Raw genomic sequence first — 25,357 nt, forward strand, 5'->3', positions numbered from 1 at the left:
CTGAAACGTTTCTCGCCCAACTTTTGCGATGAGCGTTTCATTCATGACCTTTGCTACTTTTCCTGCTCCGTCGACGATTGCGGATAGCGCATTCCTCGATCTTCCGCTGCTCGACACCGAAGCCGTTCCGCCGCGTATCGCCGCCGCGTTGCAAGCCATGCGCGATGGCCGCGCTGTCGTTCTGCAAGACGACCACGATCGCGAGAACGAAGCCGATCTGATCGTGTCCGCCGAGCGTCTGTCCGTCGAAACCATGGCGTTGCTGATCCGCGAATGCAGCGGCATCGTGTGCCTGTGCCTGCCCGACGAAAAGATCCGCGCGCTCGAACTGCCGCCAATGGCCGTCAACAACGAAAGCCGTCACGGCACCGCGTTCACGGTCTCGATCGAAGCACGCGACGGCGTGACCACCGGCGTGTCCGCGCTCGATCGCGTGACGACGATTCGCGCCGCGATTGCCGATACGGCTAAGCCCGCCGATATCGTGCGTCCAGGTCATGTGTTCCCGTTGCGCGCGCAACCCGGCGGTGTGCTGGCACGTCGTGGCCACACCGAAGGTACGGTCGACCTCGCGATTCTCGCGGGTCTGAAGCCGGCCGGCGTGCTGTGCGAACTGATGAACCCGGACGGCACGATGACGCGCGGCGCGGATGTGGAGCGCTTCGCTGCGCAACACAATCTGCCGATGCTGACCATCGCCGAGCTGGTGGAGTTTCGTCAGGCGCTGGCGCAGGCGCGCGAATGCGTGGCTGACGAGGCGTGATGCGAGGCGAGTGCGAACGCGTGGCATGACGCGTGCACTCGCGTGCAGTGATGATGTGAAAAAGCCGGCTTGCGCAGCCGGCTTTTCTTTTTTGGGCGCGAACGGCAACGATTGCTGTCGTTGAATTCGCCGCGCACACCGGAATTCCAGTCACTTTTTCTATTGCCGCGAACGGCCGCGGTTGTATGTCGTCAAATCCGCTGCGCACACGGGCAATGCAGCCGGCTTTCCGGATGCCGCGAACGCCTACGACTGCACGTCGCCGAACTCGCCACGCACGCCCGCTTCGACCAACGCGGGCAATTCATCCATGTGCTGCATGATCCGCGTCATGCCCATCTTGCGCAGCGCGTCCGCATAGCCATCGGGAATGTGGCTCGCGCCGACGAAAGCGATTGTCTTCATCCCCGCCGCGCGCGCGGCATTCAAACCTGCCACGCTGTCTTCCACCACCACACATCGTGATGGCTGCACGCCCAGCGTTTTCGCGGCGAACAGATACACATCGGGGTAAGGCTTCGGCCGCGCCACTTGTTCCGCGCTGAAAATGCGCTCGCCGAAAATCTGCTGCAAACCCGCGCGCCGCACCGACGCGTTCACGCGCTTCATGCGGCTGTTCGATACGACGGCGGCCGGCAGGGTGACGCGTTGCAAGGCATCGCGCACGCCGTTGATCGGGCTGAGCGAAGCCGCGAGCTCCAGCTCGACGTTGTGTTCGATGGTGTCGAAAAAGTTCGCGGGCAGCGTGATGTCGAATGACTTCTCGATGCTTTCGAGAAAGCGCGACGTTTGCTGACCAAAAGCCGTTTTGACGATGGGTTCGAAGTCGAGGCCGGGGAAGGTCGCGGTCAGTGTTTCGAGCATCACGCGGTCAGCGATGATTTCGCTGTCGACGAGCACGCCGTCGCAGTCACAGATGAGGTGGTCGATCATGCCTGAAAACGAAAAACTAGGCGCATGGGCAAGCCTATGCGCGGAGAGTGAAAGCGTCATGATACGTGCTTTGGCGCCGGTTGCGCGGCGCCGCCGCTTTCCGTGACTCCTTCTCAGGCGCACCGCGATGTACGCCTGAGGCGAGTTCCACACACGCGGCCAGATCAGCGCACGTGCAGGTAAAGATACAGACACGCTGCCGCCGCGCCGCCCAGCAGCGGACCACAAACCGGAATCCACGCATAGTGCCAGTCGCTATCGCGCTTGCCCGGAATCGGCAGCAGCGCGTGCATCAAACGCGGCGACAGATCGCGCGCGGGACTCATCGCGTAACCGGTCGGGCCGCCGAGCGAGATGCCGATGCCGAGAACCAGCAGGCCGACCGGCAGCGCGTCGAGCGCGCCGAGACCGACTTGTGGCGAAGCGAGATACAGCACGCCCAGAATCAGCACGAACGTGGCGATCATTTCCGTGACCAAGTTATGCGGCACGCTGCGAATCGCGGGCGACGTGCAGAACACACCGAGTTTCACGTCGGCATCGCCTTCTTTTGCGAAGTGCTGGCGGTACGCCATCCACACGAGCAGCGCGCCGGCCATGCCGCCGAGCATTTGCGCCGTCACATAGCCGGGCACTTTGGCCCAGGCGAATTTGCCGGCCAACGCGAGGCTGATGGTCACGACGGGATTCAGATGAGCGCCGCTGAACGACGCGGTGACGTACACGGCGATGAACACGGCCATCGCCCAGCCCATGACGATCACGATCAGGTCCGCGCCTTTGCCCTTGGTTCGCGCGAGCAGCACGTTGGCGACGGCGCCGTCGCCGAGCAGCACCACGAGCGCCGTGCCGATGAATTCAGCAATATAAGGGGACATCGTTTGTTATCCGAAATAACGTTATTAGGGAAGCCGCGGGATAAGCGGCTTCTTTATTGTCGAAAGAGAAGTGGTGAAAGACGCGCTCAGGGCGTATCGGCCCAGGCCTTCGCGGCGCGAATCGCGCGCTGCCAGCCGTCGAGGCATTCCCTGACTTCGGCATGCGGCAGGGCGGGTGTAAAGCGGCGGTCGAGCTTCCACTGGCTTTGCAGTTCGTCGACGTCTTTCCAGTAACCGACCGCGAGTCCGGCCAGATAAGCCGCGCCCAACGCGGTCGTTTCCGCCACCTTGGGGCGCACTGCGTCGACGCCAAGAATGTCCGCCTGGAATTGCATCAGCAGATTATTCGCGCAGGCGCCGCCGTCCACGCGCAATTCGCCGATGCGAATGCCGGAGTCGGCTTCCATCGCCTTCAACACGTCGAGCGCCTGATAGGCGATCGAGTCGAGCGCGGCGCGCGCGATATGCGCCGAGGTCGTGCCGCGTGTCACGCCGAACAGCGTGCCGCGAGCACGCGCATTCCAATGCGGCGCGCCGAGGCCGGCGAAGGCAGGCACCAGATACACGCCGTCGGAGTGGGACACGCTGCGCGCCAGCGTTTCGATTTCAGCGGCGTTCTTGATGATGCCGAGGCCGTCGCGCAGCCATTGCACCACCGCGCCGCCAATGAAGATGCTGCCTTCGAGCGCGTAATTGATCTGCTCGCCGATCTGCCACGCAATCGTGGTGACGAGATTGTTCTTCGATTCGATCGGCTTGTCGCCGGTGTTCATCACGAGGAAGCAGCCGGTGCCGTAGGTGTTCTTCACCATGCCCGACTCCGTGCACATCTGGCCGAAGAGGGCGGCGTGCTGATCGCCGGCGATGCCCGCGAGCGGAATCTTCGAAGCGAACACGGTGGTCTTGGTCGGCCCGTACACTTCCGACGAAGGCCGCACTTCCGGCAGCATGCTGCGCGGAATGTCGAGCGCTTCGAGCAGTTCGTCGTCCCACTTCAGCGAGTGGATGTTGAAGAGCATCGTGCGCGACGCGTTGGTGACGTCGGTGACATGCAGGCCGCCTTTGGTGAAATTCCACACCAGCCAGCTATCGACGGTGCCGAACGCGAGACGCCCGTGTTTGGCTTTTTCGCGCGCGCCTTCGACGTTGTCGAGAATCCAGCGGATCTTGGTCGCGGAGAAGTACGAATCGATCGGCAGACCGGTTTTGGCGCGGACTTTTTCCTCAAGGCCCTGTTCCTTCAACTGGTCGCAGAAGTCGGCGGTGCGGCGGTCCTGCCAGACGATCGCGTTATAGATCGGATGGCCGGTTTCGCGATCCCAAACAATGGTGGTTTCGCGCTGATTGGTGATGCCGATCGCGGCGATCGAGGCGCCATTCATGCCGGCGCGCGTCACGGCTTCGGCGGCGACGCCCGCCTGGGTCGACCAGATTTCCTGCGGATCGTGTTCGACCCAGCCCGGACGCGGATAGATTTGCTCGAACTCCTTCTGAGCGGTCGACACGATATTGCCGAGCCGGTCGAACAGCATCGCGCGGGAGCTGGTGGTGCCTTGGTCAAGCGCGAGGATGTACTGGTCCTGCATTGTCTCTTCTCCATGCGTTTTATGAATCGCCGGACGGATAGCCGGCGACGGGAACGGCTTGTAGTTTTAAGCGGGCCGCAACTCGTGTGACGGTGCGGCCCGGCCTGGTCCAGCCGAGAGGTGAATCGATCCGGTTCGTTCGGAAGCAGCGCGCGCCGCGTGGCGATGTCTGACTATGCGCTCTGTCGCTCGGGTTCGCGAGCGAACCACGCGTCGATATCGCGTGTGATCGAATCGAGCGTGCCGGGTTCGACGTGCAGGCCGAGTTTCGAACGGCGCCACAGCACGTCCTGCGCGCTGCGCGCCCATTCGGTGTCGCGCAGGTAAGTCAGTTCCGCTTCGTACAGGCCTGGCGCGAAGGCGCGGCCGAGATCCGCCACGGAACGCGCGTTGCCGACCACATGCTTGACGCGCGTGCCGTAGGCTCGCGCAAGGCGGTACGCCAGAGCGGCCGGCAGCCAGGCATGCTGCTGCTCGAATTCGCTGAGAAAACGCTCGAAGTTGGCGTTCGGAATGTCGCCGCCGGGCAACGGCGCGCCGGCCGTCCACGAAGACGCGCCGTGGTGCAGCGCATCCGCGAGTTTGTCGACGGCTTCTTCCGCGAGTTTGCGGAAGGTCGTGATCTTGCCGCCGAACACCGACAGCAGCGGCGCTTCGCCTGCGGGCGCGTCGAGTTCGAGCGAGTAGTCGCGCGTGACCGCTGAGGGGTTGTCCGCGCCTTCTTCTTCGAGCAGCGGACGCACGCCCGAATAAGTCCAGCGCACGTCGGCCGGCGCGATCTTCTGCTTGAAATAACGATTGATCGAGTCGCACAGGTACTGCGTTTCTTCGGCGTTGATCGCCACTTGCGACGGGTCGCCGCGATATTCGATATCCGTCGTGCCGATCAGCGTGTAGTCGTGTTCGTACGGAATGGCGAAGATGATGCGCTTGTCGGGATTCTGGAAGATGTACGCGTGGTCGTGATCGAACAGACGCCGCGTGACGATGTGGCTGCCTTTCACCAGCCGCACGCTGTGTGACGCGGCGCGGCCGAGCGCGCCTTGCAGCAGTTCGCCGACCCACGGGCCCGCGGCGTTCGCAATCGAGGCGGCGCGCACGTCCAGAATCGTGCCGTCCGCACGCTTGAGTTGCGCGCGCCATTCACCGCCCGCGCGCACGGCGCTCAGCAGTTTCGTGCGCGTGAGAATTTTCGCGCCGTGCTCCTGGGCATCCAGCGCGTTTAACACGACCAGACGCGCGTCGTTGACCCAGCCGTCCGAGTACACGAAGCCGCGCTTGATCGAATCGATCAGCGGCGCGCCCGCCGCATGATTGCGCATCACGATGCCGCGCGAACCGGGCAGCAGTTCGCGTTTGGCGAGATGGTCGTACAGAAAGAGGCCGGCGCGGATCAGCCACGCCGGGCGCAGATCGGGCATGTGCGGCATCACGAAGCGCAGCGGCCACATGATGTGCGGCGCGGCGCGCAGCAGCGTTTCGCGCTCCTGCAGCGCTTTGCGCACCAGGCCGAACTCGCGATATTCCAGATAGCGCAGACCGCCGTGAATCAGCTTCGTGCTGGCCGACGACGTGTGCGCCGCCAGATCGTCCTGTTCGCAGAGCAGCACCGACAGGCCGCGGCCCGCCGCATCGCGAGCGATGCCTGCGCCGTTGATCCCGCCGCCCACGACGAGCAAATCGTATCTCGAGCCTTGCGTCACCTGCTGTGTCCCCTGCGTCATATCTGAAAGGCGTTGGAAACTCTATCGAAGCAATAGTGTTCGTTTTCGAACTTTAATGAACATATTCGAAAAAGTAAAGTTCGCTTTGTCTGGACGACCTTCTAGCGATCCATCGGGTAGTGGCGCAACGCGCGGCCACGGACGATACTCTCGGCAGCAGCCATTTCGAGGTGAACTCATGCGTGGACTTTTGATGATCGGTGCCGCTACGCTTCTCGCGGGATGTGTCAGCTCGCCGAGCCTGAGCGGAACGATGGGTGCGCCATCGTTCGTGGCGTTGCAGCAGATGTGCAGTGCCCAGCCGGTCGACTACGGCAACGACGCGCAAGGCGTCTACGCAGCGATGTTCGACGCGTACGTGGCGAACCGGCACGGAAAGTTGTCGAAGGACGATTTCTGCGCGTTTCAGACGTCGATCGCGCAGCGTTACGCGAGTCAGGGCGCGAGCACCGATCCGCAACTGCGTAATCAGTGGGTGACGTTCTTCACCGACCAGCGGGCCAAGGCGTTGAGCTGGCGCTCGGCCGTCGATCCGACCTTGCGCAACGGGTGAGGCCGGGTTGGCCGGCTTCGTCGAGGCCGCTGGTCCGCTGGTTGCCTATTGCCGAACCGAGACCCGCGCGGTCGGTGCTAGCCGCGCTGCGGCTGCGCGCCGCGCCACAGCATGCGGCGAATCTGCGCGAACACGGCTTCGCGCGTCAGTGCGTTGCCGGCGTCGGCGGATTGCTGCGCCTGTGGCAACGGCAACTGATTGGCCAGCGCCAGCATGGTGAAGCCATGCAGACTCGCCCAATACGCGTAACCAATCAGTTGCGGATCGCCTTCCAGAATGCCCGCTGCGACCAGCTGCTCGAAGTGCTCACCGAGCATGCGCCACGCGCGCTGTGAAGCGCTGGCGAGTTCCGGATAGACGCCTGCCTGCTGAGCCAGATCGAACATCAGCCGATAGGCGTGCGGTTCGTCGAATGCGAACGCCACGTAGGCGTCGCTCACCACGGAGTGATCCGTGCCGGCGGCGGTCTTCGCGGCCGCTTCGAGGCGCGCCGCAAAGCGATTGAACGCCGCGGCGCGCACCATCGCGAGAATCTCGTCCTTGTCGCGGAAGTAGCGATAGGGCGTCATCGCGCTGCAACCCAACTCCTTGGCCAGTTCACGCATCGTCACACCCTGTGCGCCACGCGTGGCGAACGCGTTCTCGGCCACGCGCCGCATGGCCTCGCGGAATTGCTGGACGTCGTCGGGGGAGAGGGTTTTGGGCATGCGCGAAGGCTGAAAGTCCGTCGCGTCAATTTACTGTGTAAATGATTTGGGCACAATCAAGCGGACGCCAGGTGGCGTCCTGCTTTTCGAACGAAGAGAGAGATTTCAAAGTAGTGAGGGCGCGCACAATCAAAGCGCGGCGCACCCGCTGTCACAGCGCCGGACGTCGCCTGCCCGTCCGGCCGCGAGACACAATGAAACCATGGGAAAACTAGGAAAGACGCTTGATCGCCCGCAATGCGCTATCGCCGCTTTCAGTCACGCGCCATTGTTCGTTGCCCGACGCGAGCCGTTCGAGTTGCACCAATTGGCGTTCCAGAAGGGCGTCGAGTTCTTCTCGCTCCATGTCGACCTGATTGGGAGCGTCTTTGACGAGCAACAACGTGGCGAATTCATGCGGACTCAGCATCGTTCTCTCCATGTCAAGCAAACGCGGACGGCCTTGTGGGCGACTGGCTCAAACCAGTGAGTCCGCAGAGGATCAAGCGGGAGGTACGGCTTCACGCGACAGTTTCACGTACCGGCTCTACGCAGAATGCGGAACGTACGCCGGGGAACTGGAGTGTAGTCAACCGCACGTTAAACACCAAATCCGCCCCAGTAAATTCTCCCTTTGACAATTGGGCGCCTCATCGGCGGTTGGCAGCCGCGGCCAGATCCTTGATTTCACTCGAAGTTTTGCGTGCGCTGCAACATGGCGGAGAACGCCTGGCATTACTCGGCGATATACACCTGGCAGTTGGCGGCTGTGAGCGTTTCGGTCATCTCGGCGGGCGGTGCGACGTCGGTGAACAAGGCGTCGATCTGATCGAGATGGCCTTGGCGAACTAGCGCTGGCCGGCCGAATTTCGAGTTGTCGGCGGCGAGGAACACGGTGCGAGCATGCTGCATGATTGCCTCGGCCACGCGCACTTCGCGCGTGTCGAAATCGCGCAGCGTGCCGTCCGTTTCGATGCTCGACGTGCCGATGATCGCGAAGTCCACCTTGAACTGGCGGATGAAATCGATCGCCAGTTCGCCGACGATTCCTTTGTCCCACGGCCGCACGATGCCGCCCGTCACCAGCACCTCGCAATCCGGATAGCCGCTCATCATGCTGGCGACGTTCAGATTGTTGGTGATCACGCGCAGGCCGCGGTGGCGATTGAGCGCGCGAGCGACTTCTTCGGTGGTGGTGCCGAGGTTGATGAAGAGCGAGGCCTGATCCGGAATGTGAGTGGCCACTAGCGCCGCAATGCGCCGCTTCTCGTCATGGAACATGCGCTGACGCGCCGTGTAGGAGACGTTTTCGGAGCTGGTGGGCAGACTCGCGCCGCCGTGATAGCGGCGCAGCAGGTTCATGTCGGCGAGCCAGTTGACGTCGCGGCGGATCGTCTGCGGCGTCACGTCGAAGTGAGCCGCGAGGTCGTCCACGGTCACGAAGCCGTCGCGTTGCACCCATTCCAGCAGTTCCTGTTGCCGGGCATTGAGAGTCAGGCGGGGGTCTCGGGTCATGTGTTTCGGTTCGTGGGTTCTTGTCTGCGTTGCCCGCTGCCGACGCGCCAGGCAAAGCCGGTAAGCGGCTGAGATGCGAACGGGGGTGAGCGTATTGTAAGACCATCGCGCGCCTTGTCTGCCAACTCGTGTGACATGCATAGGATGAGACGACCACGCGGCGACCCATTCAGGCCGTTTACGCATTTATTCATTTGACAAATGAATTTGTTTTTTGGGTCGGATCAAGATGCAATCCAAGGTTCTGCGGTTGATTCATGCATCACCACGTTTCATCCCGCGTTCAACCTGCTTCCAATGGTTTCCGGCGTTTCCGCGTGCCGGGCCGCGCTTTCGAGAGTGTTCTACATGACTGGCTTCAACTGGCAAAACCCTTACCCGACGCCGCGTCTGCCTGTATTCGCGCGCAATATCGTTTCGACTTCGCATCCGCTCGCCGCGCAAGCCGGGCTGCGCATGCTGTGGAAAGGCGGCAATGCCGTCGATGCGGCGATCGCGGCAGCCGCCGCCATCACGGTGGTCGAGCCGGTATCGTGCGGGCTTGGTGGCGACGCCTTCGCGCTGGTGTGGGACGGCAAGAAACTGCATGGCCTGAACGCCTCGGGCGTGTCGCCGGCGGCCTGGAACGTCGACTACTTCAAGCGCAAATACGGCGAAGAAAACGGTTTCGCGAAACAGCCCAAGCGCGGCTGGGACGCGGTGACGGTGCCCGGCGTGATCGCCGGCTGGGAAGCGCTGCATCAGAAATTCGGCACGCTGCCGTTCGCGGACCTGATGGAGCCGGCCATCGAAATCGCCGAGCGTGGTCACGCGGTGGCGAGCATCGTGGCCTATAAATGGGCGGCCGCCGTGCCGGAACTGAAGGACCTGCCGGGCTTCGCGCAAACCTTCATGCCGCGCGGCCGCGCGCCGGAAGTGAGCGAACTGGTGCGCTTTCCCGGCCACGCGAAGACGCTGCGCAAGCTCGCCGAGCAGGGCCCGCGCGCCTACTACGAGGGCGAGATCGCCGAGCGGATCGCCGCGTTCGCCCGTGAAGGCGGCGGTGCGCTCACCGCCGACGATCTGCGCAACTATCGCGCGGATTGGGTCGAGCCGATCGGCAAGGACTATCGCGGCTACACGGTGCACGAGATTCCGCCGAACGGCCAGGGTATCGCGGCGCTGATCGCGCTTGGGATCCTCGAAAAATTCGATGTGAAGGAACTGGCGGTCGACAACGTTGAATCGCAGCATCTGCAGATCGAAGCCATGAAGCTGGCTTTCGCCGACGTCTACCGCTACGTCGCGGATCCGCGTTCCATGGAAGTCACGCCCGAGCAGATGCTCGACGACGCGTACCTCACCTCGCGCGCCAAACTGATCGATCACAAGCGCGCCACGCAGTTCGCCTTCGGCATGCCGAAGGCGGGTGGCACGATCTACATGTCGGTGGCCGACGAGCGCGGCATGATGGTGAGCTTCATCCAGTCGAACTACATGGGCTTTGGCTCGGGCATCGTGGTGCCGGATAGCGGCATTGCCATGCAGAACCGCGGCTGCGGGTTCTCGATGGACCCGAAGTCGCCGAACGTGGTGGAAGGCGGCAAGCGGCCGTTCCACACGATCATCCCGTCGTTCCTCACGCAGCAGGTGGACGGCCAGCAGGAAGCGGTGATGAGCTTCGGCGTGATGGGTGGCGACATGCAGCCGCAAGGTCACCTGCAATCCATCGTGCGGATGCTCGACTACGGTCAGCAGCCGCAGGCCGCGTGCGACGCGCCGCGCTGGAAGGTCAATCGCGACTTCACGATCGACATCGAATCGACGCTCGATCCGAAGACCGCCGAGGCCTTGCAGAAGCGCGGCCACACGATCAAGTCGGTCGACGATCCGTACATGGACTTCGGCTCGGGCCAGTACATCTGGAAGCTCGATCGCAACGATCCGGAGCGCGGCTATGTGGCGGCAAGCGACAGCCGCCGGGACGGGTTGGCCGCCGGGTTCTAAGGAAGCCGTCCGCGCGCGAGGCGCGGCGCCGTTCGAAGCGGCGCTTCTGGCGCGCCGCAGGCGATGCCGCGGCCATTGCCTGCGGCGCGCCAGAAGGCTTGGCACAGATCAAATACACCGGTTGCCGGCGGCGCTTCCCGCACGCCAGGCATCAGGTATCGAGCATCAGACAGAGCAGGAGACATCATGCAGACCCACGCGTCGCCATCGGCGACAGCTTCCCCTCATTCCTCGCCCGCACCGCTTTCCAAAGCGATGGTGCGGCGGATCGTGTTTTCGTCGTCGGTCGGCAATGCGCTCGAGTGGTTCGACTTCCTGGTCTACGGCTACTTCGCGACCATCATCGCCAAACAGTTTTTCCCGATGCAGGACGAGTGGCTCTCTACGCTGCTCGCCATCGCCACCTTCGGCATTTCGTTTCTGATGCGGCCGCTGGGCGCGGTAGTGCTGGGCGTCTACGGCGACCGAAAGGGCCGCAAGGCCGCGCTGACGCTCGCCATCGCGCTGATGATGGTCGGCACCTTCACGATGGCGGCGATGCCGCCGTATGCGTCGATCGGTATCGCGGCGCCGGTGCTGATCCTGCTCGCGCGACTCGTGCAAGGCTTCGCAGTGGGCGGCGAGTTCGGCAGCGCGACCGCCTTCATGGTCGAACATAGCGCGTCGCGCCGCGGCTACTACGCCAGTTGGCAGTTCGCGAGCCAGGGGCTCGCCGCGATCACCGCAGCCGCGTTTGGCTCGCTGCTGACGGCGTGGCTGCCGCCCGCGCAACTGAATGACTGGGGCTGGCGCATTCCGTTCGTGTTCGGTTTGCTGGTCGGCCCGGTGGGCTACTACATCCGCTCGCATCTCGACGAGACGCCGGAGTTCCTCGCATTGCGCGAGGCGCGTGAAGCGGCCGGCACACGCTCGACAGTTAGCGAAGCGAACGAGGCGTCGTTCGCCAGCCAGTGGGTGAACCTGCTGCTCGCCGTCGGCATCGTCGCGCAATCCACGGTGGGCGTGTATGTGCTGCAGCTCTACATGCCGATGTACGCCGTCAAGCAACTGCACATGCCGGCGGCGGCATCGTTCGGCGTGGTGGTGCTCAACGGCGGCCTGCAATTCCTGCTCTCGCCGGTGATGGGCGCATTGTCCGATCGCATCGGCCGGATTCGCATCATGCTAACCACGTCGATTCTGATGGGTGTCCTGATCTATCCGATGTTCGCGCTGCTGCAGTCTCATCCGACCATCGGCTGGTTGCTGTTGTTGCAGGGCACGGCGGGCATTTTCAAGGCGGCGTATTCCGGCCCGATGCCCGCATTGATGTCCGAAATCTTTCCGACCCAGGTACGCTCAACGGGTCTTTCAATCGGTTACAGCATCGGCGTGACAATCTTCGGCGGCTTCGCGCCCACGATCGTCGAGACCTTCATTCACTTGACCGGCGACAAACTTGCGCCAAGTTACTACGTGTTGATCGCCGCGGTGCTGTCGGGTTTTTCGCTCGTCATCGTGGGCTGGCGTATGCGCCGCGTGCGTCTGACGCAAGGCATGCAGACCGCCTGACCGCAAGCCTCGCGCCGCTGAATCAAAGCGCCACCGGCCCCGCCAAACCCGCTCGACGAGGCATCGTCGCAGACTCAAGCCAGCTCATCGAGCTGGCTTTTTTTGCGCCTCGCGCGCCTGGCTTTTGTCCGGCTGAATAATCCGACTATCTCGCAATTGGAACTGCGGCCGCTCGGCATGGTCTGTGCTGGGTTATCTGCAGAGTTGTGAAACACCGGCTAAGATGCAAGATACAAGGGGTTAACTCTAATTCACGGCGCTGTATCAGACACGGCGGACCGGCCCGGTCGACAGCGGGCGGTTTCGAGCATGCTCCGCAAGTCGATACAGTTTTCGGAGCAACACACGATGCACACAGAGCTGAACCATGTCATGCCCTGGCGGATCGAGGATATCGACCTCACCCGCATTGATCGGCAAAAGGCCGTCGCTAACGAAGATTTGCTGCTGCTGCTGTGCGCGTCTTCGTTTATCGAAAGCGGCTCCGATGTTTACACCAGCAATCTGAGTACTTTTTTTAACGGCGATCCCGAAGTCTCGGCCTGGCTCAATCAGGAGTGGGAGCCGGAAGAATTGCAGCATGGCCGCGCGCTCAAGACGTATGTCGCTTACGTGTGGCCCGAGTTCGACTGGGACACGGCATTTCGCAATTTCATGGAAGAGTATTCGCTGACCTGTTCCGTGGAGGACTTCGAAAAGACGCGCGCGCTCGAGATGGTCGCGCGCTGCGTGGTGGAAACCGGCACGGCGACCTTGTATCGCGCGATCGGCGAATGCTCGGACGAGCCGGTGCTCAAGCAGATCACCGACAACATCCGCACTGATGAAGTGCGTCACTACAAGCACTTTTTCAAGTATTTCAAGAAGTACAACAAGATCGAAGGCAATGGCCGGCTCGCTGTGCTCGGTGCGCTGATGCGCCGCGTCATGGAAATCAAGAACGAGGACTCGGAGATCGCCCTGCGGCATGTTTTCGCGGTTCGCTATCCGGAGCGCGTGCACGACTCGGCCTATAACCGTGAACGTGCGGCGCGGATCAATGCGTTGGTGCGGCGCAATCTGTCGGCCGACATGTGCGTGAAGATGCTGCTCAAGCCGCTCGACCTGCCGGCGCGGATTCAACCGGGCGTGCATTACCCGCTCGCCAAGATCACGCAGCACGTGTTCTTTCGCTGATTGTTTGCTGTGTGAACGCGTGGTGTTGAAAAGCAAAATGGCTCGCTTATGCGGGCCATTTGCTTTTCGAGGCATGATGCAGGCTGGCTCTCTTCTTACCGGATCGATATGATGAGCGATTCCCCCGCACCCGAACGTCCGCTCGAACAAAACGTGTTCGATGAATGGCCCGATGCCGTGCGCGCGTTGTTCGACGGTTCGTCGCTCGCGAGCAAGAAGGGATTTACGGCGTCGCTGCTGAGCGTCGATACGAATGACCATGTGCGCACGTCGCTGCTCGGCGTCGGCGAGTTGTATGCGCCTGATTCGCGCACGTTATGTATCGCGTTATGGCCGCAAGCGAGGACGACGCGCGCCATCGCGCAAAGCGGACGCGCAGCGCTTACCTTTGTCTGCGACGAGGCGTTCTATCAGGTGCAGTTGCTCATGACGCCGCTGGCGAGCGTTGCTGGCGACGCCAGTGGGCTTGTCTATCTGCACGGTTCGATTGACACGGCGGAGGCGCAAAGCGTCCGTTATGCGCGCCTGACGAGCGGCATTACGTTCGAGTTGGAAGGGGATGGTGAGGCGGTGCTCGATCGGTGGGAACGGCAGATCGAGCACCTGAAGCAAGCCGCCGCTTCGGCAGGCCGGTAGTCCTCGACGCAAGGACAACGGCCAACGACAAGTGAGCGGCTTTCAGGCTTGGCGGCCGCGCCGACCGCTGCTGCCGGCCGGCAGTCCTTAGCTCAGGGACTGCGGCCAGAAACTTGAAGCTTAACGGCCGCGCTGGCCGCTGCGCGTAGGCTGGCCACCGCGCGGCGCGTCGTTGCGCGGCTTGGCGCCGCCCAGCAACGCACCGGGATTGCCGCCTTGCGGTTTCGCGCCTTGCGGCTTGCGCGGCGCATGCTGCGCGGCGCTGCCTTCATGCGCGACGGCGCGCGGCCGGTCGTCCTGGCGCTGACCGTCACGACGCGGCTGGCCGCCATTGCCGGCCGGCTTCGCAGCATGCGGCTTCGGCTGCTGTTGACCATTCGTGGGACGTTGACCCGAGCGCTGCGCCGGTTTCGCGGAACCCGCGCCGTCGCGCCGGGCTTCGTCACGCTTCGGTGCGCCTTGACCTTGACGCGGCGAACGACCGCCACCGCCGCCGCCGCCCTGGCCGCGGCGCAGAATCGGTTCCGGCTTCGCGGTCGGGTCCGGTTCGAAGCCGGCGATCACTTCCTGCGGCACCGGGCGCTTGATCAGCTTCTCGATGTCCTTCAACAACTGCAGTTCGTCGACGCATACCAGCGAGATCGCTTCGCCCGTCGCGCCCGCCCGGCCCGTGCGGCCGATGCGGTGCACGTAGTCTTCCGGCACGTTCGGCAGGTCGTAGTTGACCACGTGCGGCAACTGATCGATATCGATGCCGCGCGCGGCGATATCGGTCGCGACCAGCACCTGCAGCGTGCCGTCCTTGAACTCGGCGAGCGCGCGCGTACGGGCCGACTGGCTCTTGTTGCCGTGAATCGCCAGGGCGCTGATGCCGTCCTTGGTCAGCTGTTCGGCAAGACGGTTGGCGCCGTGCTTGGTGCGCGTGAACACCAGTACCTGGAACCAGTTGTGCTGCTTGATCAGATGCGTGAGCAGTTCGCGCTTCTTGTCGCGGTCCACCGGGTGAATCTTCTGCGCGACCGTTTCCGCCGTGGTATTGCGGCGCGCGACTTCGATCAGCGCCGGCGAGTCGAGCAGATTGTCGGCGAGCGTCTTGATCTCGTCGGAGAAGGTGGCCGAGAACAGCAGGTTCTGGCGCTTCGGCGGCAGCTTCGCGAGCACGCGCTTGATGTCGTGGATGAAGCCCATGTCGAGCATGCGGTCGGCCTCGTCGAGCACGAGAATCTCGAGATGCGACAGGTCGATGGTTTTCTGCTGCATGTGGTCGAGCAAGCGGCCCGGCGTCGCGACGACGATATCCACGCCGCTGCGCAACGCGCCGATCTGCGGATTGATGCCGACGCCGCCGAACATAACGGTCGACTTCAGCTTCAGATATTTGCCGTAGGCGCGCACGCTTTCTTCGACCTGGGCGGCCAGTTCACGCGTGGGCGTGAGGATCAGCGCGCGCACCGCGCGCTTGCCCGAGCCGGTCGCGGGGGCGGGCATGGAGTTCAGACGTTGCAGGATCGGCAACGTGAAGCCGGCGGTCTTGCCGGTGCCGGTTTGCGCGCCGGCCAGCAGGTCGCCGCCGTTGAGCACGGCGGGAATCGCTTGCGTCTGGATCGGAGTCGGAGTGGTGTAGCCGAGTTCGTGTACAGCGCGGACCAACGGTTCGGACAAGCCGAGGGAATCAAAAGACATAAAAACTCTTTGCAATGCAGTTTCGCGAACGGCACACATGGCCCAGCCAGCCACAAAGGCGGCATGAACACGCCGGTGTGGCGTGTTCGAGGCCGAAGCCCTGTTCCGGTCGCAGAGAAATCGGCGGCACGCGGGAAACGCGTGCCGAATGCTTCAACGCGCTATGCAGACACGTTGACTGGCCTTAAGTTGCATTTCGCCGCCGTGGGGTGTCACGCGACGTAGCGCGCAACACTGACGAATTGACACAGACTGCCCGCCAGTACGAACAGGTGCCAGATACCATGTCCGTGCCGGATGCGCTCGTCGTTGATGAAGAAGTAGATGCCGACGCTGTAGATGACTCCGCCGGCCACGAGCCAGGCGGTACCCGCTGCCGGTAAGGCTTGCACCAGCGGGCGGACGGCAACGAGCGCGAGCCATCCCATCAAGACATACAGCACCATCGAAACGCTGCGGGTGCGTCGCCCCAGCGTTAATTCCTGCACGATGCCGAGAGCGGCAAGCCCCCAGCTTACGCCGAATAGCGACCAGCCCCACGGTCCGCGCAATGTGACGAGCGTGAACGGTGTGTAGCTGCCGGCGATCAGCAGGTAGATCGCCGAATGGTCGCATTTCTGCAGAACCGCTTTCACGCGAGGATTGCGCACGCTGTGGTAAAGCGTCGAGATAGCATACAGCACGAACAGCATCGCACCGTACACGCTGAAGCTGACCACCTTGTACGCGTCGCCTTCGAGCGCGCCCATCGTCACGAGCGTTGCAAGACCCGCCACCGACAGTACGGCGCCGACGAGGTGGGTAATGCTGTTGAAACGCTCCCCGATATGCACGACTCTTCTCTCCTGCGCGGAATAATGGGCGCCCCAAACCTGTCGCTTCGCGGCAGGCCCCCCGAGGGGGTGTGAGAAACTTGGGGCGACCCGGCGTTTTCTCACGAGGCTAAATCATGCCCATGATACCGGTCCTGAAAAAACGAAGGGCGCGGCCGCGAATTTCGCAGGCCGCGCCCCGGGTGCAACGAACGCTGCTTAGTCGAGCGGCGCCGAACGCAGATCGGACACCTGCTGCGGTGACACCGCCGTACCGTGGTTGCCCCACGACATACGGATGTACGTCACAACCGCCGCGACTTCCTGATTCGACAGCGCTTGCGCGAACGGCGGCATGCCGTACGGATGCGGGTTGCCATCCGTGCTCGGCGGGTAGCCGCCGTTCAGCACCATACGGATCGGGTTGACCGCCGACGGCATCTGGATCGACTGATTGTTCGCGAGCGGCGGGAAGTTCGGCGGCATGCCGAGGCCATTGTCCGCGTGGCACTTCGCGCAGTTGTCAGCGTAGATCTTCTGACCTTGCTTCAACAATTCGCCGCCGAACTTTTCCGACGTTTCGAGTTGCAGCTGTTCCGGTGCTTCGCTCTTCTGCGGAATCGTCTTCAGGTACGTGGCCATCGCGTTGATGTCCGCGTCAGACATGTACTGCAGGCTGTTGTGAACCACTTCAGCCATCGGACCGAATACGGCGCCGCGGTTCGACACGCCGGTCTTCAGCAGATCGGCGATGTCTTTGGTTTCCCAGTCGCCGAGGCCGGCTTCCTTGTTCGACGTGAGCGACGGTGCGTACCAGTTCTGCAGCGGGATCAGGCCGCCGGCAAACGCCGCCGAGCTCACCGGGCCGCCCATGGCGTTGATCGACGTGTGGCACATGCCGCAGTGGCCGAGGCCTTCGATCAGGTACGCGCCGCGGTTCCATTCGACCGACTTGGTCGGATCCGGCTTGTACTCGCCTTCACGGAAGAACAGCGTGCGCCAGCCGATCAGCATGTTGCGCTGGTTGAACGGGAATTTCAGTTCGTGCGGACGGCTCGGCACGTTGACCGGCGTGACCGAACGCAGGTACGCGTAGATCGCGTCCGAGTCGGCGCGCGTGACCTTCGTGTAGCTGGTGAACGGGAAGCCCGGATACAGCAGGCTGCCGTCTTTGGAACGGCCGGTGTGCATGGCGCGGTAGAAGTCGTCCTGCGTCCACTTGCCGATGCCGTACTGATCGTCAGGCGTGATGTTCGGCGTGAACATCGTGCCGAACGGCGTGGCCATGGGCAGACCGCCGGCAAACTGCTTGCCGCCGCGCACCGTGTGGCAGGCGATACAGTCGCCGGCGCGGGCGAGATACTCGCCTTGCTTGATCAGCGCGGCCTGGTCGGCGGGCGTTGCCGCCATGGCCGTGCCGTTATGCAGGTTGTCGCCGCCCGACCACAGGACGGGAACGAGTGCGGCAGCCGCAACGACGACGACTGCCGAGAGGGCGAACAAAGACTTGCGTTTCATTTGAGTGTCTCTCCCGGTGCCTTATTGCGGTTCGCTGCCGCAGGCAAGCGGAGTCTTCATCGAGCGGGCCGGAGCCGGCACGGGGTTTTGTGGAGCCTGTTGCGTGGAAAGCCAGGCGGCAACGGCGTTCACGTCTTCGTCGGTCAGACGCGTGGCGATGGTGTGCATGCAATCAGGCGCGATGGCATGGCGCGACCCCGAGCGCCATGCGCCGAGCTGTGCGCTGATGTAGTCGGAGTGCAGACCGACCAGACCCGGGATAGCGGGTTGCATACCGGTCAACGTCTTGCCGTGGCAGGCCGCGCAAGCCGGAATCTGCTTCGAGGCGTCGCCGTTCAGCACGATCTGCTGGCCGCGCGCAAGCGTGCTCGACGACACCGTCGGCTTGGCCGGCTGCGGATACGGAGGCCGCTGCTGCGAGAAGTACGTGGCGATCTGATGGAGGTAGTCGTCCGAGAGATACGTGACGAGGTAGTTCATGGGCGGGTACTTGCGGCGCCCTTCGCGGAAGTTCTGCAACTGGTTGTACAGATAGTCGGCCGGCTTGCCCGCGAGGCGAGGGAAGTAGTCGTTGTCCGTACCTTGGCCATGCGAGCCGTGGCAGGCCGTGCAGCCTTGCACGCGCGCTTCCATCGTGTCAGGGGCCTTCGGTTGAGTCTGCGCTTTCGCAGCGCTATAAACGCCCGCAGAGCCGATCAGCAGAAGGGCGAGCAACGGGCGGAAAATGCGTCTTGAAGACACGCGTAACTCCATCAAAATCGGGGACCTGACCGAACTTCGAGCGGCTCGGTGTGAAGGGCAGCCGGCGCTGCGGCGACGCAGCATTCTATCATCGAAGGGTGATGGTGACTATTTGACGCATGCGAGAAGGTTCCCGTTGTCACAGCCACGCGACAGTTTGCCGCAGTCATCTGGTTCAAGCGACCCGCGTGCCATCGCAAATTTGTCTGCGTGATCAACGGTGCAAGCCTCGGGCCCGGGCAATCTATCCATAAACCAGGTTGAACCGACGCCCGCGCGAACCATCGAAGCGTACACTTCCGGGCGCGCCGGCCTTTGTCCGACTCCGCGTGCCCGGTCCGACGCCCGCCGTTTTCCTGATCATCCGCTATCGGCCCTACATGAAGCTACTCAATTTTTCCCGTCCGGCGTTGCGAGCGTCGATGCTCGGCGCCGTGGCGCTGGTTGTGACGTCCACGGCATTCGCTCACGCGCATCTGGCGTCGAGCGAGCCGGCGGCCAACGCCGAAGTCGTCGCGCCCACAGAAGTGACGATCCATTTCACCGAGCCGCTCGAGCCGGCTTTCAGCAAGATCGCGCTTGCCGACATGAGCGGCAAGGCGGCTGCGCCGGCTCAGTCGCTGGTGGATAAGGACGACGCCAAGGTCATGCATCTGCCGCTGCCGCAGCTGAGCGCCGGCCGCTATGCGGTGCACTGGACCGCGGTAGCCACGGACGGCCACCGCACCCAAGGCGACTTCGCGTTCATCGTCAAATGAGCATCGACGGACTCTGGATCGGGCAGGTCGCCATGGCCGCGCTCATGAACGTCGCGTTTGCGTTTGCCGTCGGTTCGGCGTTGCTCGGCGCGTGGCTTGCGAAGGACGCCCGGCAGAAGGTGTCGCCCGCGCGCCCCGCCTGGTTGCGCGCGCAACGCTCGATGCTGACGGCCACCGTCGTGCTGGTGCTCGCGGATCTCGGCTGGCTGCTGTATCAGGCGGCGTCGATGAGCGGTGTCGCGTTGCCGGCCGCCATCGGCGTGGTGCCAACCGTGCTGACGCAAACCCATGTCGGTTATGGCTGGAGCCTTGCGTTTGCCGGCGCGCTGGTGCTGCTGGGCACGGCCATGGCCAGTCATACGGGCATGCTGCGCAATGCGCTGCTGTGGCTCGCCGTGATCGCGATCGCCGCGGGCAAGGCGTCGCTAGGTCACGCCGCCGATGCCGGGCCCGCCTCGGCCGCGATCGCCATGCAAACGCTGCACGTGCTCGTCACCAGCGTGTGGGGCGGTCTGGCGATGGCAGCAGGGCTCTCGGTTCTGCCGGCGCTCGGCACCTCGACCGCACGCGGCATGTTGATCCGCACGGCGACTCAGGTGTCGAATGTGTCAGTGGTGGCGGTCGCGCTGGTGCTGCTGTCCGGCATCTTCAACGCGGTGCGCGGTTCGGGTGGCTCGCTGGAGGCGATCGAACTCAGCACCTGGGGTCACGTGCTGATGCTCAAGCTTGCGCTGGTCGCGCTCGCGCTCGTGCTCGGCGGACTCAACCGTTTTCTGGCGCTGCCGCGCCTGCGCCGCACGGCCTCGACGATGGATGCTCACACCTTCGTCAACGTGCTGTATCTCGAAGCGCTGGCGATGATCGGCGTGTTCGTCACGGCGGCCGCGCTGTCGCATAGCGTGCCGGCGTTCGCCGCGCTCGGCTGATGCCATGCATGGCACGCGGTCGCGCGGGGCGGGCGGCATGATCGGCGGGACCTGAATCGCAACCGCGTCCGTAGCGGTTCAGATCTGCAACGTCTCGCAAGCGCGACATCAGCCACACAAAAAAGCGCCGCACAGCAAACGGCGTGCGGCGCAATACACACGGTCGCGTGGCGGTGACCAGCAATCCGTTGCTGCTCTTTTCAGACGGCGAGCGCGTGGCTGGTCCGCTCCAGTGTCTCCTCCGCAAACATCTCCTGCTGTAACTCGCCGGCGTCGCTGAACCACTGGCAGATCAGCCAGTTGCCCGGCGCGAACAGCACCGGCCCGCTCCAGGTCACGGTCATTGGGCGGCCGCCTGACTTGAGCTTCAGTACGTCGCCCGTGCGAAACGCGGCCTTGCCTCGCCTCATGAGCCGCTTGTCCAGTCGCATGATGGCATCCGTTTATTCGAGGCCGAGCCGATGTCCGAGGATCGGCGCGCAAAAGAGCGCGATGGCGCAGCCCGCGGCTTTGCCTTCGAGTTCGGCCGCCGCGGCGCGCGAGCCGTACATATGCGTCAGCAGATCGAACAGTTGCGGGAGGCAGTAGACCACCGCGGCGCCGATGAAGCATTTCTCGACGACCGGGATGCGCCAGCCGCGTTCGAATGCGAGTGCCGCGCCGATGATCCGCAGCACGCCGAAGACCACCAACGCGCCGACGGCGGCCTGTTCGCGGAGCAGATAGTCTGGCAGGAATTCGCCCATATTTTCCCCGATGCATTTTCGTTTGAATGCATTTCAGCAAGGAACGGGCCATACGTATGTCTGATGTCGAACAAATGGCTTGAAAGCCTTTCCGGATAAGGCTTTGCGGAGATAGCTGCGAGGTGGGAAAGCGCCCGGAAAACCACCTGTTTCAGTCCATTTGGTCCGGGATGTCACGTTACTGCGACGGCCCGCGCGTCACGTCGCCGTAACGCGCGGGCCGCACCGCGAAGCGCTGGGCGGGGCTGCTTCAACCGATCCGCTCGATTTCGACCGCCATGAACAGAATCACCGCCACGGGCGGCGTCTCTTCACGCAATCACCATTCGGCGACGCTGCCGTCTTCGTGACGCCACACCGGATTGCGCCAACGATGGCCGACCTTCGCCATCTCCCGCACTTTCTCTTCGTTGACCTCGATGCCGAGGCCCGGGCCTTGCGGAATCGACACGAAGCCGTCTTCGTATTTGAAGACTTCCGGATTCCTGATGTAGTCGAGCAGGTCGTTGCCCTGGTTGTAGTGAATGCCCAGGCTCTGTTCCTGGATGAACGCGTTGTAGCTCACCGCGTCGATCTGCAGGCAGGTAGCGAGCGCGATCGGTCCGAGTGGGCAATGCAACGCGAGCGCGACGTCGTAGGCTTCGGCCATCGACGCGATCTTGCGGCACTCCGTAATGCCGCCCGCGTGCGACGCATCCGGCTGAATGATGTCGACATAGCCGCCCGACAGAATGTGCTTGAAGTCCCAGCGCGAATACAGACGCTCGCCCAGCGCGATCGGCGTGTTGGTTTGATTGACGATGTCGCGCAGCGCTTCCGCGTTCTCCGACAGCACCGGCTCTTCGATGAAGAGCAGCTTGTACGGGTCGAGTTCTTTCGCCAGCACCTTGGCCATCGGCTTGTGCACGCGGCCGTGGAAGTCCACGCCGATGCCGATGTTCGGTCCGACCGCCTCGCGCACGGCCGCGACGTTATTGATGACGCCTTGCACCTTGTCGAAGGTGTCGATGATCTGCAGCTCTTCCGAGCCGTTCATCTTCACGGCCTTGAAGCCGCGTTCGACCACGGCGCGCGCGTTATTGGCCACGTCGCTCGGACGGTCGCCGCCGATCCACGAATACACCTTGATCCTGTCGCGCACCTGGCCGCCGAGCAGCGCGTGAACCGGCACGCCATGATGCTTGCCCTTGATGTCCCACAGCGCCTGGTCGACCCCGGCGATCGCGCTCATGGTGATCGGGCCGCCGCGATAGAAGCCCGAGCGGTACATGACCTGCCAATGGTCTTCGATCAGAAGCGGGTCTTTGCCGATCAGATAGTCGGACAGTTCTTCCACGGCGGCCGCCACCGTATGCGCGCGGCCTTCGATCACCGGCTCGCCCCAGCCGACGATGCCTTCGTCGGTTTCGATTTTCAGGAAGCACCAGCGCGGCGGAACGATGAAGGTTTCGAGCTTGGTGATTTTCATGGTGTGCGTCTCCTTTGTCGCCCTGAGTTAACGCTTTAGCGCTTACTCCGGCCCCATGCAAAGCATCGGCCTTGGGCGTCTGCGAAATATTTCGAGGATTCACATGCTACAACAAAAGCGCGTTTAAGTACTATTAATAGTACTATTTGCCAGATAGTGGTGAGCACGTTTGTCCCACGACGGCGCGGCCGAGGCCGTGGGTGTCGAAGTCGCGATGCTGGATAATCGCGCCTCGTTCGGCCTCAGTTCCAATATCGACAAGCGCCGCAAGGCCGCTAGGAGAAAGCTATTCAGCACGATCTGCATGGGCGTGTCGCCCATCTGCTGGCGACCGCGATTCTGCGCGGCGACTACGCGCCCGATTCGATCCTGCCGCGCGAAGCGGAGTTGATGGAGACCTTCGGCGTGAGCCGCACGGTGTTGCGCGAGGCATTGCGCACGCTGACGTCGAAAGGCTTGATCGAATCGCGTCCGCGCGTGGGCACGCGAGTGCGGCCGAAACACGCGTGGAATCTGCTCGATGTCGACGTGCTCGACTGGTACTCGCGGGTCGCGGAGCCGATGGCGTTCGCGCTCAAGTTGCAGGAAATGCGCGAGATGATCGAGCCGTATGCCGCGAGTCTGGCGGCGGCCTCGCACACGGACGACACCTTCTACGCACTCGCGGCGGCCCATACCGCGATGGTGGCGGCGCGCAATGTCGACGAATGGGTGCGCGCCGATCTGCAGTTCCACTTGAGCGTGCTGACCGCGTGCAGCAACGAATTGCTGATTCCGCTCGGCACGCTGATCGAGCGCACGCTCGAAGCGCAACTGCGGCTGAACGCGAAACGCGCGGACGTGTTCAATGCATCGCTGGCCGAGCATACGGCGGTGTTCGAGGCGATTCGCGATCGCGACGCTGCTGCGGCGCGTGCGGCGATGGCAGGACTGTTGGCTGTGACACGCGGCCGGATCGAAGGCTAGACGACGGCCTGGCGGCTGGCCACGGTGGCGCTCGCGTGGTCAGGCGGTGGCGATCCGGCTCGGCGCCGCGTCGAAATCTTCCTGCATTGCCAGTGCGCGCCGCCCCGGAATAAGCGCGGCACATCGGCCATTGCGTTTTCAATCCATCGCGGCATGCGCCACTGACGCATCCGCCGCCTTATGCGCGGGGCGGATCAACAACAGAAGCGGAATGACCAGCAGCGTTGCCATGAACATCAGTTTGAAGTCGTTCAGATAAGCGATCATCGACGCCTGCTGTGTGATCGACGCATTCAGTGCGGCCATGTCGTAGTTCGAGCCGCTACTGAGCATCGGCTGGATGGTGGGATTGAAGGGCGTGATATTCGCCGCGAGGTCCGCGTGCGAAACCTGCGTGTTGCGCGTCATCAGCGTTTGCACGATCGAAATGCCGATACTGCTGCCGATATTGCGCATCAGGCTGTACGTCGCGGTGCCGTCCGCGCGCAGTTCCGGCGTGAGCGTCGAGAAGGTCAGCGCGCTCAGCGGCACGAACACGAGACCGAGCCCGAAGCCCTGAATCACCCCAGGCCAGACAATGTCCGATTCCGACAGCACGATCGTGTAATGCATCATCTGCCATAGCGCGAATGCCGAGATCAGGAAGCCCGCGAGCAACAGGAGCCGCGCGTCGATCCGCTTCAGCAGGCGTCCGGCGAACAGCATGGCGACCATCGTGCCCGCGCCGCTCGGCGCGGTGACGAGGCCGGTGGTCGCAACCGGATAGTTCATCAGGTTCTGCAGCATGGGCGGCAGCAACGCGCGCGTCGCATACATCACCGCGCCGATCACGAAGATAAAAAACGTCCCCGTGGCGAAGTTCGGGTCTTTCAGCAGTTCGTACTTGAAGAACGATTTCTTGCCGACCGTGGCCGTATGCACGAGAAAAAACGCAAAGCTGATGGACGCGAGCAGCGCCTCGACGATGATTTCGTTCGAGCCGAACCAGTCGAGTTGCTCGCCGCGATCGAGCATGGCCTGCAATGCGCCGATGGCCAGCCCAAGCGTGGCGAAGCCGAACGCGTCGAACTTCGCGTCGTGTTTCGGCTCGCGCGAAGGCAGGAAGGTCGCCACGCCGAACAGCGCGAACGCGCCGATCGGCACGTTGATGAAAAACACCCAGCGCCAGTTGTAGCTGTCGGTGAGCCAGCCGCCGAGCGTCGGCCCGAGAATCGGTCCGACCATCACGCCCATGCCCCACACCGCCATGGCCTGGCCCTGCTTCTCGCGCGGGTTGATGTCGAGCAGGATGGACTGCGACAGCGGCACCAGCGACGCGCCGAAAATCCCCTGCAGCAAGCGCGACGCGACGATCTGCGTGAGCGTCTCCGACATACCGCACAGCGCCGACGACACCGTGAAGCCGCCGATCGCGAAGATCAGCAGGCGCTTGACGCTCAGCCGGTCGGACAGCCAGCCGGTGAGCGGCGTGGCGATCGCGGCGGCGACGATGTACGAAGTCAAGACCCATGTGATCTCATCCTGCGACGCGGACAGCGTGCCCTGCATATGCGGCAGCGCCACGTTGGCAATCGTGCTGTCGAGCGTCTGGATCAACGTCGCCAGCATGATCGAGACGGTGATCATCGGCCGGTTGAGCGGCGCGGCGGAACTGGCCGCCGGGGTGTCGGAAGACATGAGTGAGCGGGGTCGTCGATATAGTAAGCATGCTTAGTATATCGGTTGTGCACGCGCCTGCCATCCGGAATTATG

24 protein-coding genes are annotated in these 25,357 nt (G+C 63.2%); 9 read left to right on the forward strand and 15 right to left on the reverse strand.

Translation table 11 applies throughout. The features are described 5' to 3' along the window. Positions 1-43 precede the first annotated feature (43 nt). Complete coding sequence (gene ribB / locus RI103_RS03065) at positions 44-763, forward strand: 3,4-dihydroxy-2-butanone-4-phosphate synthase (RefSeq protein ID WP_134457854.1); 720 nt, start codon at positions 44-46, stop codon at positions 761-763. A 246-nt stretch (positions 764-1,009) separates the two neighbouring features. Here ribB and RI103_RS03070 read toward each other — a convergent pair whose 3' ends face one another. The 4 genes from RI103_RS03070 to glpD form a co-directional block, all read right to left on the reverse strand. Next, positions 1,010-1,696 carry an HAD family hydrolase gene (locus RI103_RS03070; protein WP_310815156.1) on the reverse strand — a complete coding sequence of 229 codons (687 nt, stop codon included), beginning with the start codon at positions 1,694-1,696 and terminating at the stop codon, positions 1,010-1,012. 164 nt (positions 1,697-1,860) lie between these two features. Further along, entirely contained in the window at positions 1,861-2,574 is a 714-nt protein-coding gene (locus RI103_RS03075; protein WP_310813958.1) for an MIP/aquaporin family protein, read from the reverse strand. 86 nt (positions 2,575-2,660) lie between these two features. Next, positions 2,661-4,160: a glycerol kinase GlpK gene (gene glpK, locus RI103_RS03080; protein WP_310813959.1), complete on the reverse strand. Its 1,500-nt coding sequence runs from the start codon at positions 4,158-4,160 to the stop codon at positions 2,661-2,663. 173 nt (positions 4,161-4,333) lie between these two features. Continuing rightward, the gene (glpD, locus tag RI103_RS03085; RefSeq protein WP_310815157.1) at positions 4,334-5,863 is read right to left on the reverse strand and encodes a glycerol-3-phosphate dehydrogenase; all 1,530 of its coding nucleotides are present in this window, start codon (positions 5,861-5,863) and stop codon (positions 4,334-4,336) included. 199 nt (positions 5,864-6,062) lie between these two features. Between glpD and RI103_RS03090 the strand changes: the two genes are divergently transcribed. Next, positions 6,063-6,437, forward strand: a complete 375-nt coding sequence (locus tag RI103_RS03090; RefSeq protein ID WP_310813960.1) for a hypothetical protein — start codon at positions 6,063-6,065, stop codon at positions 6,435-6,437. A 77-nt stretch (positions 6,438-6,514) separates the two neighbouring features. Here RI103_RS03090 and RI103_RS03095 read toward each other — a convergent pair whose 3' ends face one another. The 3 genes from RI103_RS03095 to RI103_RS03105 all read right to left on the reverse strand — a co-directional run bounded on the left by RI103_RS03095 (position 6,515) and on the right by RI103_RS03105 (position 8,638). Continuing rightward, positions 6,515-7,144 carry a TetR/AcrR family transcriptional regulator gene (locus tag RI103_RS03095; RefSeq protein ID WP_310813961.1) on the reverse strand — a complete coding sequence of 210 codons (630 nt, stop codon included), beginning with the start codon at positions 7,142-7,144 and terminating at the stop codon, positions 6,515-6,517. A gap of 211 nt (positions 7,145-7,355) precedes the next feature. Next, positions 7,356-7,553 carry a hypothetical protein gene (locus tag RI103_RS03100; RefSeq protein ID WP_006049938.1) on the reverse strand — a complete coding sequence of 66 codons (198 nt, stop codon included), beginning with the start codon at positions 7,551-7,553 and terminating at the stop codon, positions 7,356-7,358. A gap of 305 nt (positions 7,554-7,858) precedes the next feature. After that, positions 7,859-8,638, reverse strand: a complete 780-nt coding sequence (locus RI103_RS03105; RefSeq protein WP_310813962.1) for a DeoR/GlpR family DNA-binding transcription regulator — start codon at positions 8,636-8,638, stop codon at positions 7,859-7,861. Positions 8,639-8,986: 348 nt separating this feature from the next. Here RI103_RS03105 and ggt point away from each other — a divergent pair, with 348 nt between their 5' ends. From ggt to RI103_RS03125, 4 genes are all read left to right on the forward strand, one after another. Further along, complete coding sequence (gene ggt / locus RI103_RS03110; protein WP_310813963.1) at positions 8,987-10,624, forward strand: gamma-glutamyltransferase; 1,638 nt, start codon at positions 8,987-8,989, stop codon at positions 10,622-10,624. A gap of 186 nt (positions 10,625-10,810) precedes the next feature. Continuing rightward, positions 10,811-12,175: an MFS transporter gene (locus RI103_RS03115; protein WP_310813964.1), complete on the forward strand. Its 1,365-nt coding sequence runs from the start codon at positions 10,811-10,813 to the stop codon at positions 12,173-12,175. A gap of 348 nt (positions 12,176-12,523) precedes the next feature. Next, complete coding sequence (locus tag RI103_RS03120; RefSeq protein ID WP_310813965.1) at positions 12,524-13,351, forward strand: ferritin-like domain-containing protein; 828 nt, start codon at positions 12,524-12,526, stop codon at positions 13,349-13,351. A 111-nt stretch (positions 13,352-13,462) separates the two neighbouring features. Beyond that, positions 13,463-13,987, forward strand: coding sequence for a hypothetical protein (locus tag RI103_RS03125; protein ID WP_310815158.1), 525 nt, complete (start codon positions 13,463-13,465; stop codon positions 13,985-13,987). Between the two features lie 120 nt (positions 13,988-14,107). Here RI103_RS03125 and RI103_RS03130 read toward each other — a convergent pair whose 3' ends face one another. The 4 genes from RI103_RS03130 to RI103_RS03145 all read right to left on the reverse strand — a co-directional run bounded on the left by RI103_RS03130 (position 14,108) and on the right by RI103_RS03145 (position 18,753). Continuing rightward, the gene (locus tag RI103_RS03130) at positions 14,108-15,670 is read right to left on the reverse strand and encodes a DEAD/DEAH box helicase (RefSeq protein ID WP_310813966.1); all 1,563 of its coding nucleotides are present in this window, start codon (positions 15,668-15,670) and stop codon (positions 14,108-14,110) included. Between the two features lie 212 nt (positions 15,671-15,882). Beyond that, complete coding sequence (gene trhA, locus RI103_RS03135) at positions 15,883-16,503, reverse strand: PAQR family membrane homeostasis protein TrhA (RefSeq protein WP_310813967.1); 621 nt, start codon at positions 16,501-16,503, stop codon at positions 15,883-15,885. Positions 16,504-16,701: 198 nt separating this feature from the next. Further along, positions 16,702-18,000, reverse strand: coding sequence for a cytochrome c (locus tag RI103_RS03140; RefSeq protein ID WP_310813968.1), 1,299 nt, complete (start codon positions 17,998-18,000; stop codon positions 16,702-16,704). Positions 18,001-18,021: 21 nt separating this feature from the next. Next, positions 18,022-18,753 (reverse strand): c-type cytochrome, encoded by a 732-nt coding sequence (locus tag RI103_RS03145; RefSeq protein ID WP_310813969.1) that lies wholly within the window; start codon positions 18,751-18,753, stop codon positions 18,022-18,024. 368 nt (positions 18,754-19,121) lie between these two features. Between RI103_RS03145 and copC the strand changes: the two genes are divergently transcribed. Continuing rightward, entirely contained in the window at positions 19,122-19,499 is a 378-nt protein-coding gene (gene copC, locus RI103_RS03150; RefSeq protein ID WP_310815159.1) for a copper homeostasis periplasmic binding protein CopC, read from the forward strand. After that, positions 19,496-20,425 (forward strand): CopD family protein, encoded by a 930-nt coding sequence (locus RI103_RS03155; protein WP_310813970.1) that lies wholly within the window; start codon positions 19,496-19,498, stop codon positions 20,423-20,425. The genes copC and RI103_RS03155 overlap by 4 nt, the downstream gene beginning before the upstream one ends. A gap of 200 nt (positions 20,426-20,625) precedes the next feature. Here the strand turns inward: RI103_RS03155 and RI103_RS03160 are convergent, their stop codons facing one another. The 3 genes from RI103_RS03160 to dgoD all read right to left on the reverse strand — a co-directional run bounded on the left by RI103_RS03160 (position 20,626) and on the right by dgoD (position 22,639). Continuing rightward, positions 20,626-20,856: a YodC family protein gene (locus tag RI103_RS03160; protein WP_310813971.1), complete on the reverse strand. Its 231-nt coding sequence runs from the start codon at positions 20,854-20,856 to the stop codon at positions 20,626-20,628. A 12-nt stretch (positions 20,857-20,868) separates the two neighbouring features. Beyond that, entirely contained in the window at positions 20,869-21,171 is a 303-nt protein-coding gene (locus tag RI103_RS03165; protein WP_310813972.1) for a hypothetical protein, read from the reverse strand. 319 nt (positions 21,172-21,490) lie between these two features. Continuing rightward, a complete protein-coding gene (gene dgoD / locus RI103_RS03170; RefSeq protein ID WP_310813973.1) occupies positions 21,491-22,639 on the reverse strand; it encodes a galactonate dehydratase in 1,149 nt (382 codons plus the stop codon). A gap of 288 nt (positions 22,640-22,927) precedes the next feature. Here dgoD and RI103_RS03175 point away from each other — a divergent pair, with 288 nt between their 5' ends. Continuing rightward, positions 22,928-23,605, forward strand: coding sequence for an FCD domain-containing protein (locus RI103_RS03175; protein ID WP_310815160.1), 678 nt, complete (start codon positions 22,928-22,930; stop codon positions 23,603-23,605). Positions 23,606-23,743: 138 nt separating this feature from the next. On the opposite strand, the gene RI103_RS03180 is transcribed toward RI103_RS03175, so the two are convergent. Next, positions 23,744-25,282 (reverse strand): DHA2 family efflux MFS transporter permease subunit, encoded by a 1,539-nt coding sequence (locus tag RI103_RS03180; protein WP_310813974.1) that lies wholly within the window; start codon positions 25,280-25,282, stop codon positions 23,744-23,746. Positions 25,283-25,357 lie beyond the last annotated feature (75 nt).

The organism is Paraburkholderia sp. FT54, assembly GCF_031585635.1.
Lineage (GTDB): Bacteria > Pseudomonadota > Gammaproteobacteria > Burkholderiales > Burkholderiaceae > Paraburkholderia.

Excerpts from the sequence above, each read along its gene's own strand:
- RI103_RS03090 (WP_310813960.1), top strand. The coding sequence starts at position 6,063 with ATGCGTGGACTTTTGATGATCGGTGCCGCTACGCTTCTCGCGGGATGT.
- RI103_RS03115 (WP_310813964.1), top strand. The coding sequence starts at position 10,811 with ATGCAGACCCACGCGTCGCCATCGGCGACAGCTTCCCCTCATTCCTCG.
- RI103_RS03100 (WP_006049938.1), bottom strand. The coding sequence starts at position 7,553 with ATGCTGAGTCCGCATGAATTCGCCACGTTGTTGCTCGTCAAAGACGCT.
- RI103_RS03075 (WP_310813958.1), bottom strand. The coding sequence starts at position 2,574 with ATGTCCCCTTATATTGCTGAATTCATCGGCACGGCGCTCGTGGTGCTG.
- RI103_RS03145 (WP_310813969.1), bottom strand. The coding sequence starts at position 18,753 with ATGGAGTTACGCGTGTCTTCAAGACGCATTTTCCGCCCGTTGCTCGCC.
- ggt (WP_310813963.1), top strand. The coding sequence starts at position 8,987 with ATGACTGGCTTCAACTGGCAAAACCCTTACCCGACGCCGCGTCTGCCT.
- dgoD (WP_310813973.1), bottom strand. The coding sequence starts at position 22,639 with ATGAAAATCACCAAGCTCGAAACCTTCATCGTTCCGCCGCGCTGGTGC.
- RI103_RS03180 (WP_310813974.1), bottom strand. The coding sequence starts at position 25,282 with ATGTCTTCCGACACCCCGGCGGCCAGTTCCGCCGCGCCGCTCAACCGG.
- copC (WP_310815159.1), top strand. The coding sequence starts at position 19,122 with ATGAAGCTACTCAATTTTTCCCGTCCGGCGTTGCGAGCGTCGATGCTC.
- RI103_RS03095 (WP_310813961.1), bottom strand. The coding sequence starts at position 7,144 with ATGCCCAAAACCCTCTCCCCCGACGACGTCCAGCAATTCCGCGAGGCC.
- RI103_RS03140 (WP_310813968.1), bottom strand. The coding sequence starts at position 18,000 with ATGAAACGCAAGTCTTTGTTCGCCCTCTCGGCAGTCGTCGTCGTTGCG.
- RI103_RS03155 (WP_310813970.1), top strand. The coding sequence starts at position 19,496 with ATGAGCATCGACGGACTCTGGATCGGGCAGGTCGCCATGGCCGCGCTC.
- RI103_RS03120 (WP_310813965.1), top strand. The coding sequence starts at position 12,524 with ATGCACACAGAGCTGAACCATGTCATGCCCTGGCGGATCGAGGATATC.
- RI103_RS03160 (WP_310813971.1), bottom strand. The coding sequence starts at position 20,856 with ATGCGACTGGACAAGCGGCTCATGAGGCGAGGCAAGGCCGCGTTTCGC.
- RI103_RS03070 (WP_310815156.1), bottom strand. The coding sequence starts at position 1,696 with ATGATCGACCACCTCATCTGTGACTGCGACGGCGTGCTCGTCGACAGC.
- glpK (WP_310813959.1), bottom strand. The coding sequence starts at position 4,160 with ATGCAGGACCAGTACATCCTCGCGCTTGACCAAGGCACCACCAGCTCC.
- RI103_RS03165 (WP_310813972.1), bottom strand. The coding sequence starts at position 21,171 with ATGGGCGAATTCCTGCCAGACTATCTGCTCCGCGAACAGGCCGCCGTC.
- RI103_RS03125 (WP_310815158.1), top strand. The coding sequence starts at position 13,463 with ATGAGCGATTCCCCCGCACCCGAACGTCCGCTCGAACAAAACGTGTTC.
- ribB (WP_134457854.1), top strand. The coding sequence starts at position 44 with ATGACCTTTGCTACTTTTCCTGCTCCGTCGACGATTGCGGATAGCGCA.
- RI103_RS03105 (WP_310813962.1), bottom strand. The coding sequence starts at position 8,638 with ATGACCCGAGACCCCCGCCTGACTCTCAATGCCCGGCAACAGGAACTG.
- RI103_RS03130 (WP_310813966.1), bottom strand. The coding sequence starts at position 15,670 with ATGTCTTTTGATTCCCTCGGCTTGTCCGAACCGTTGGTCCGCGCTGTA.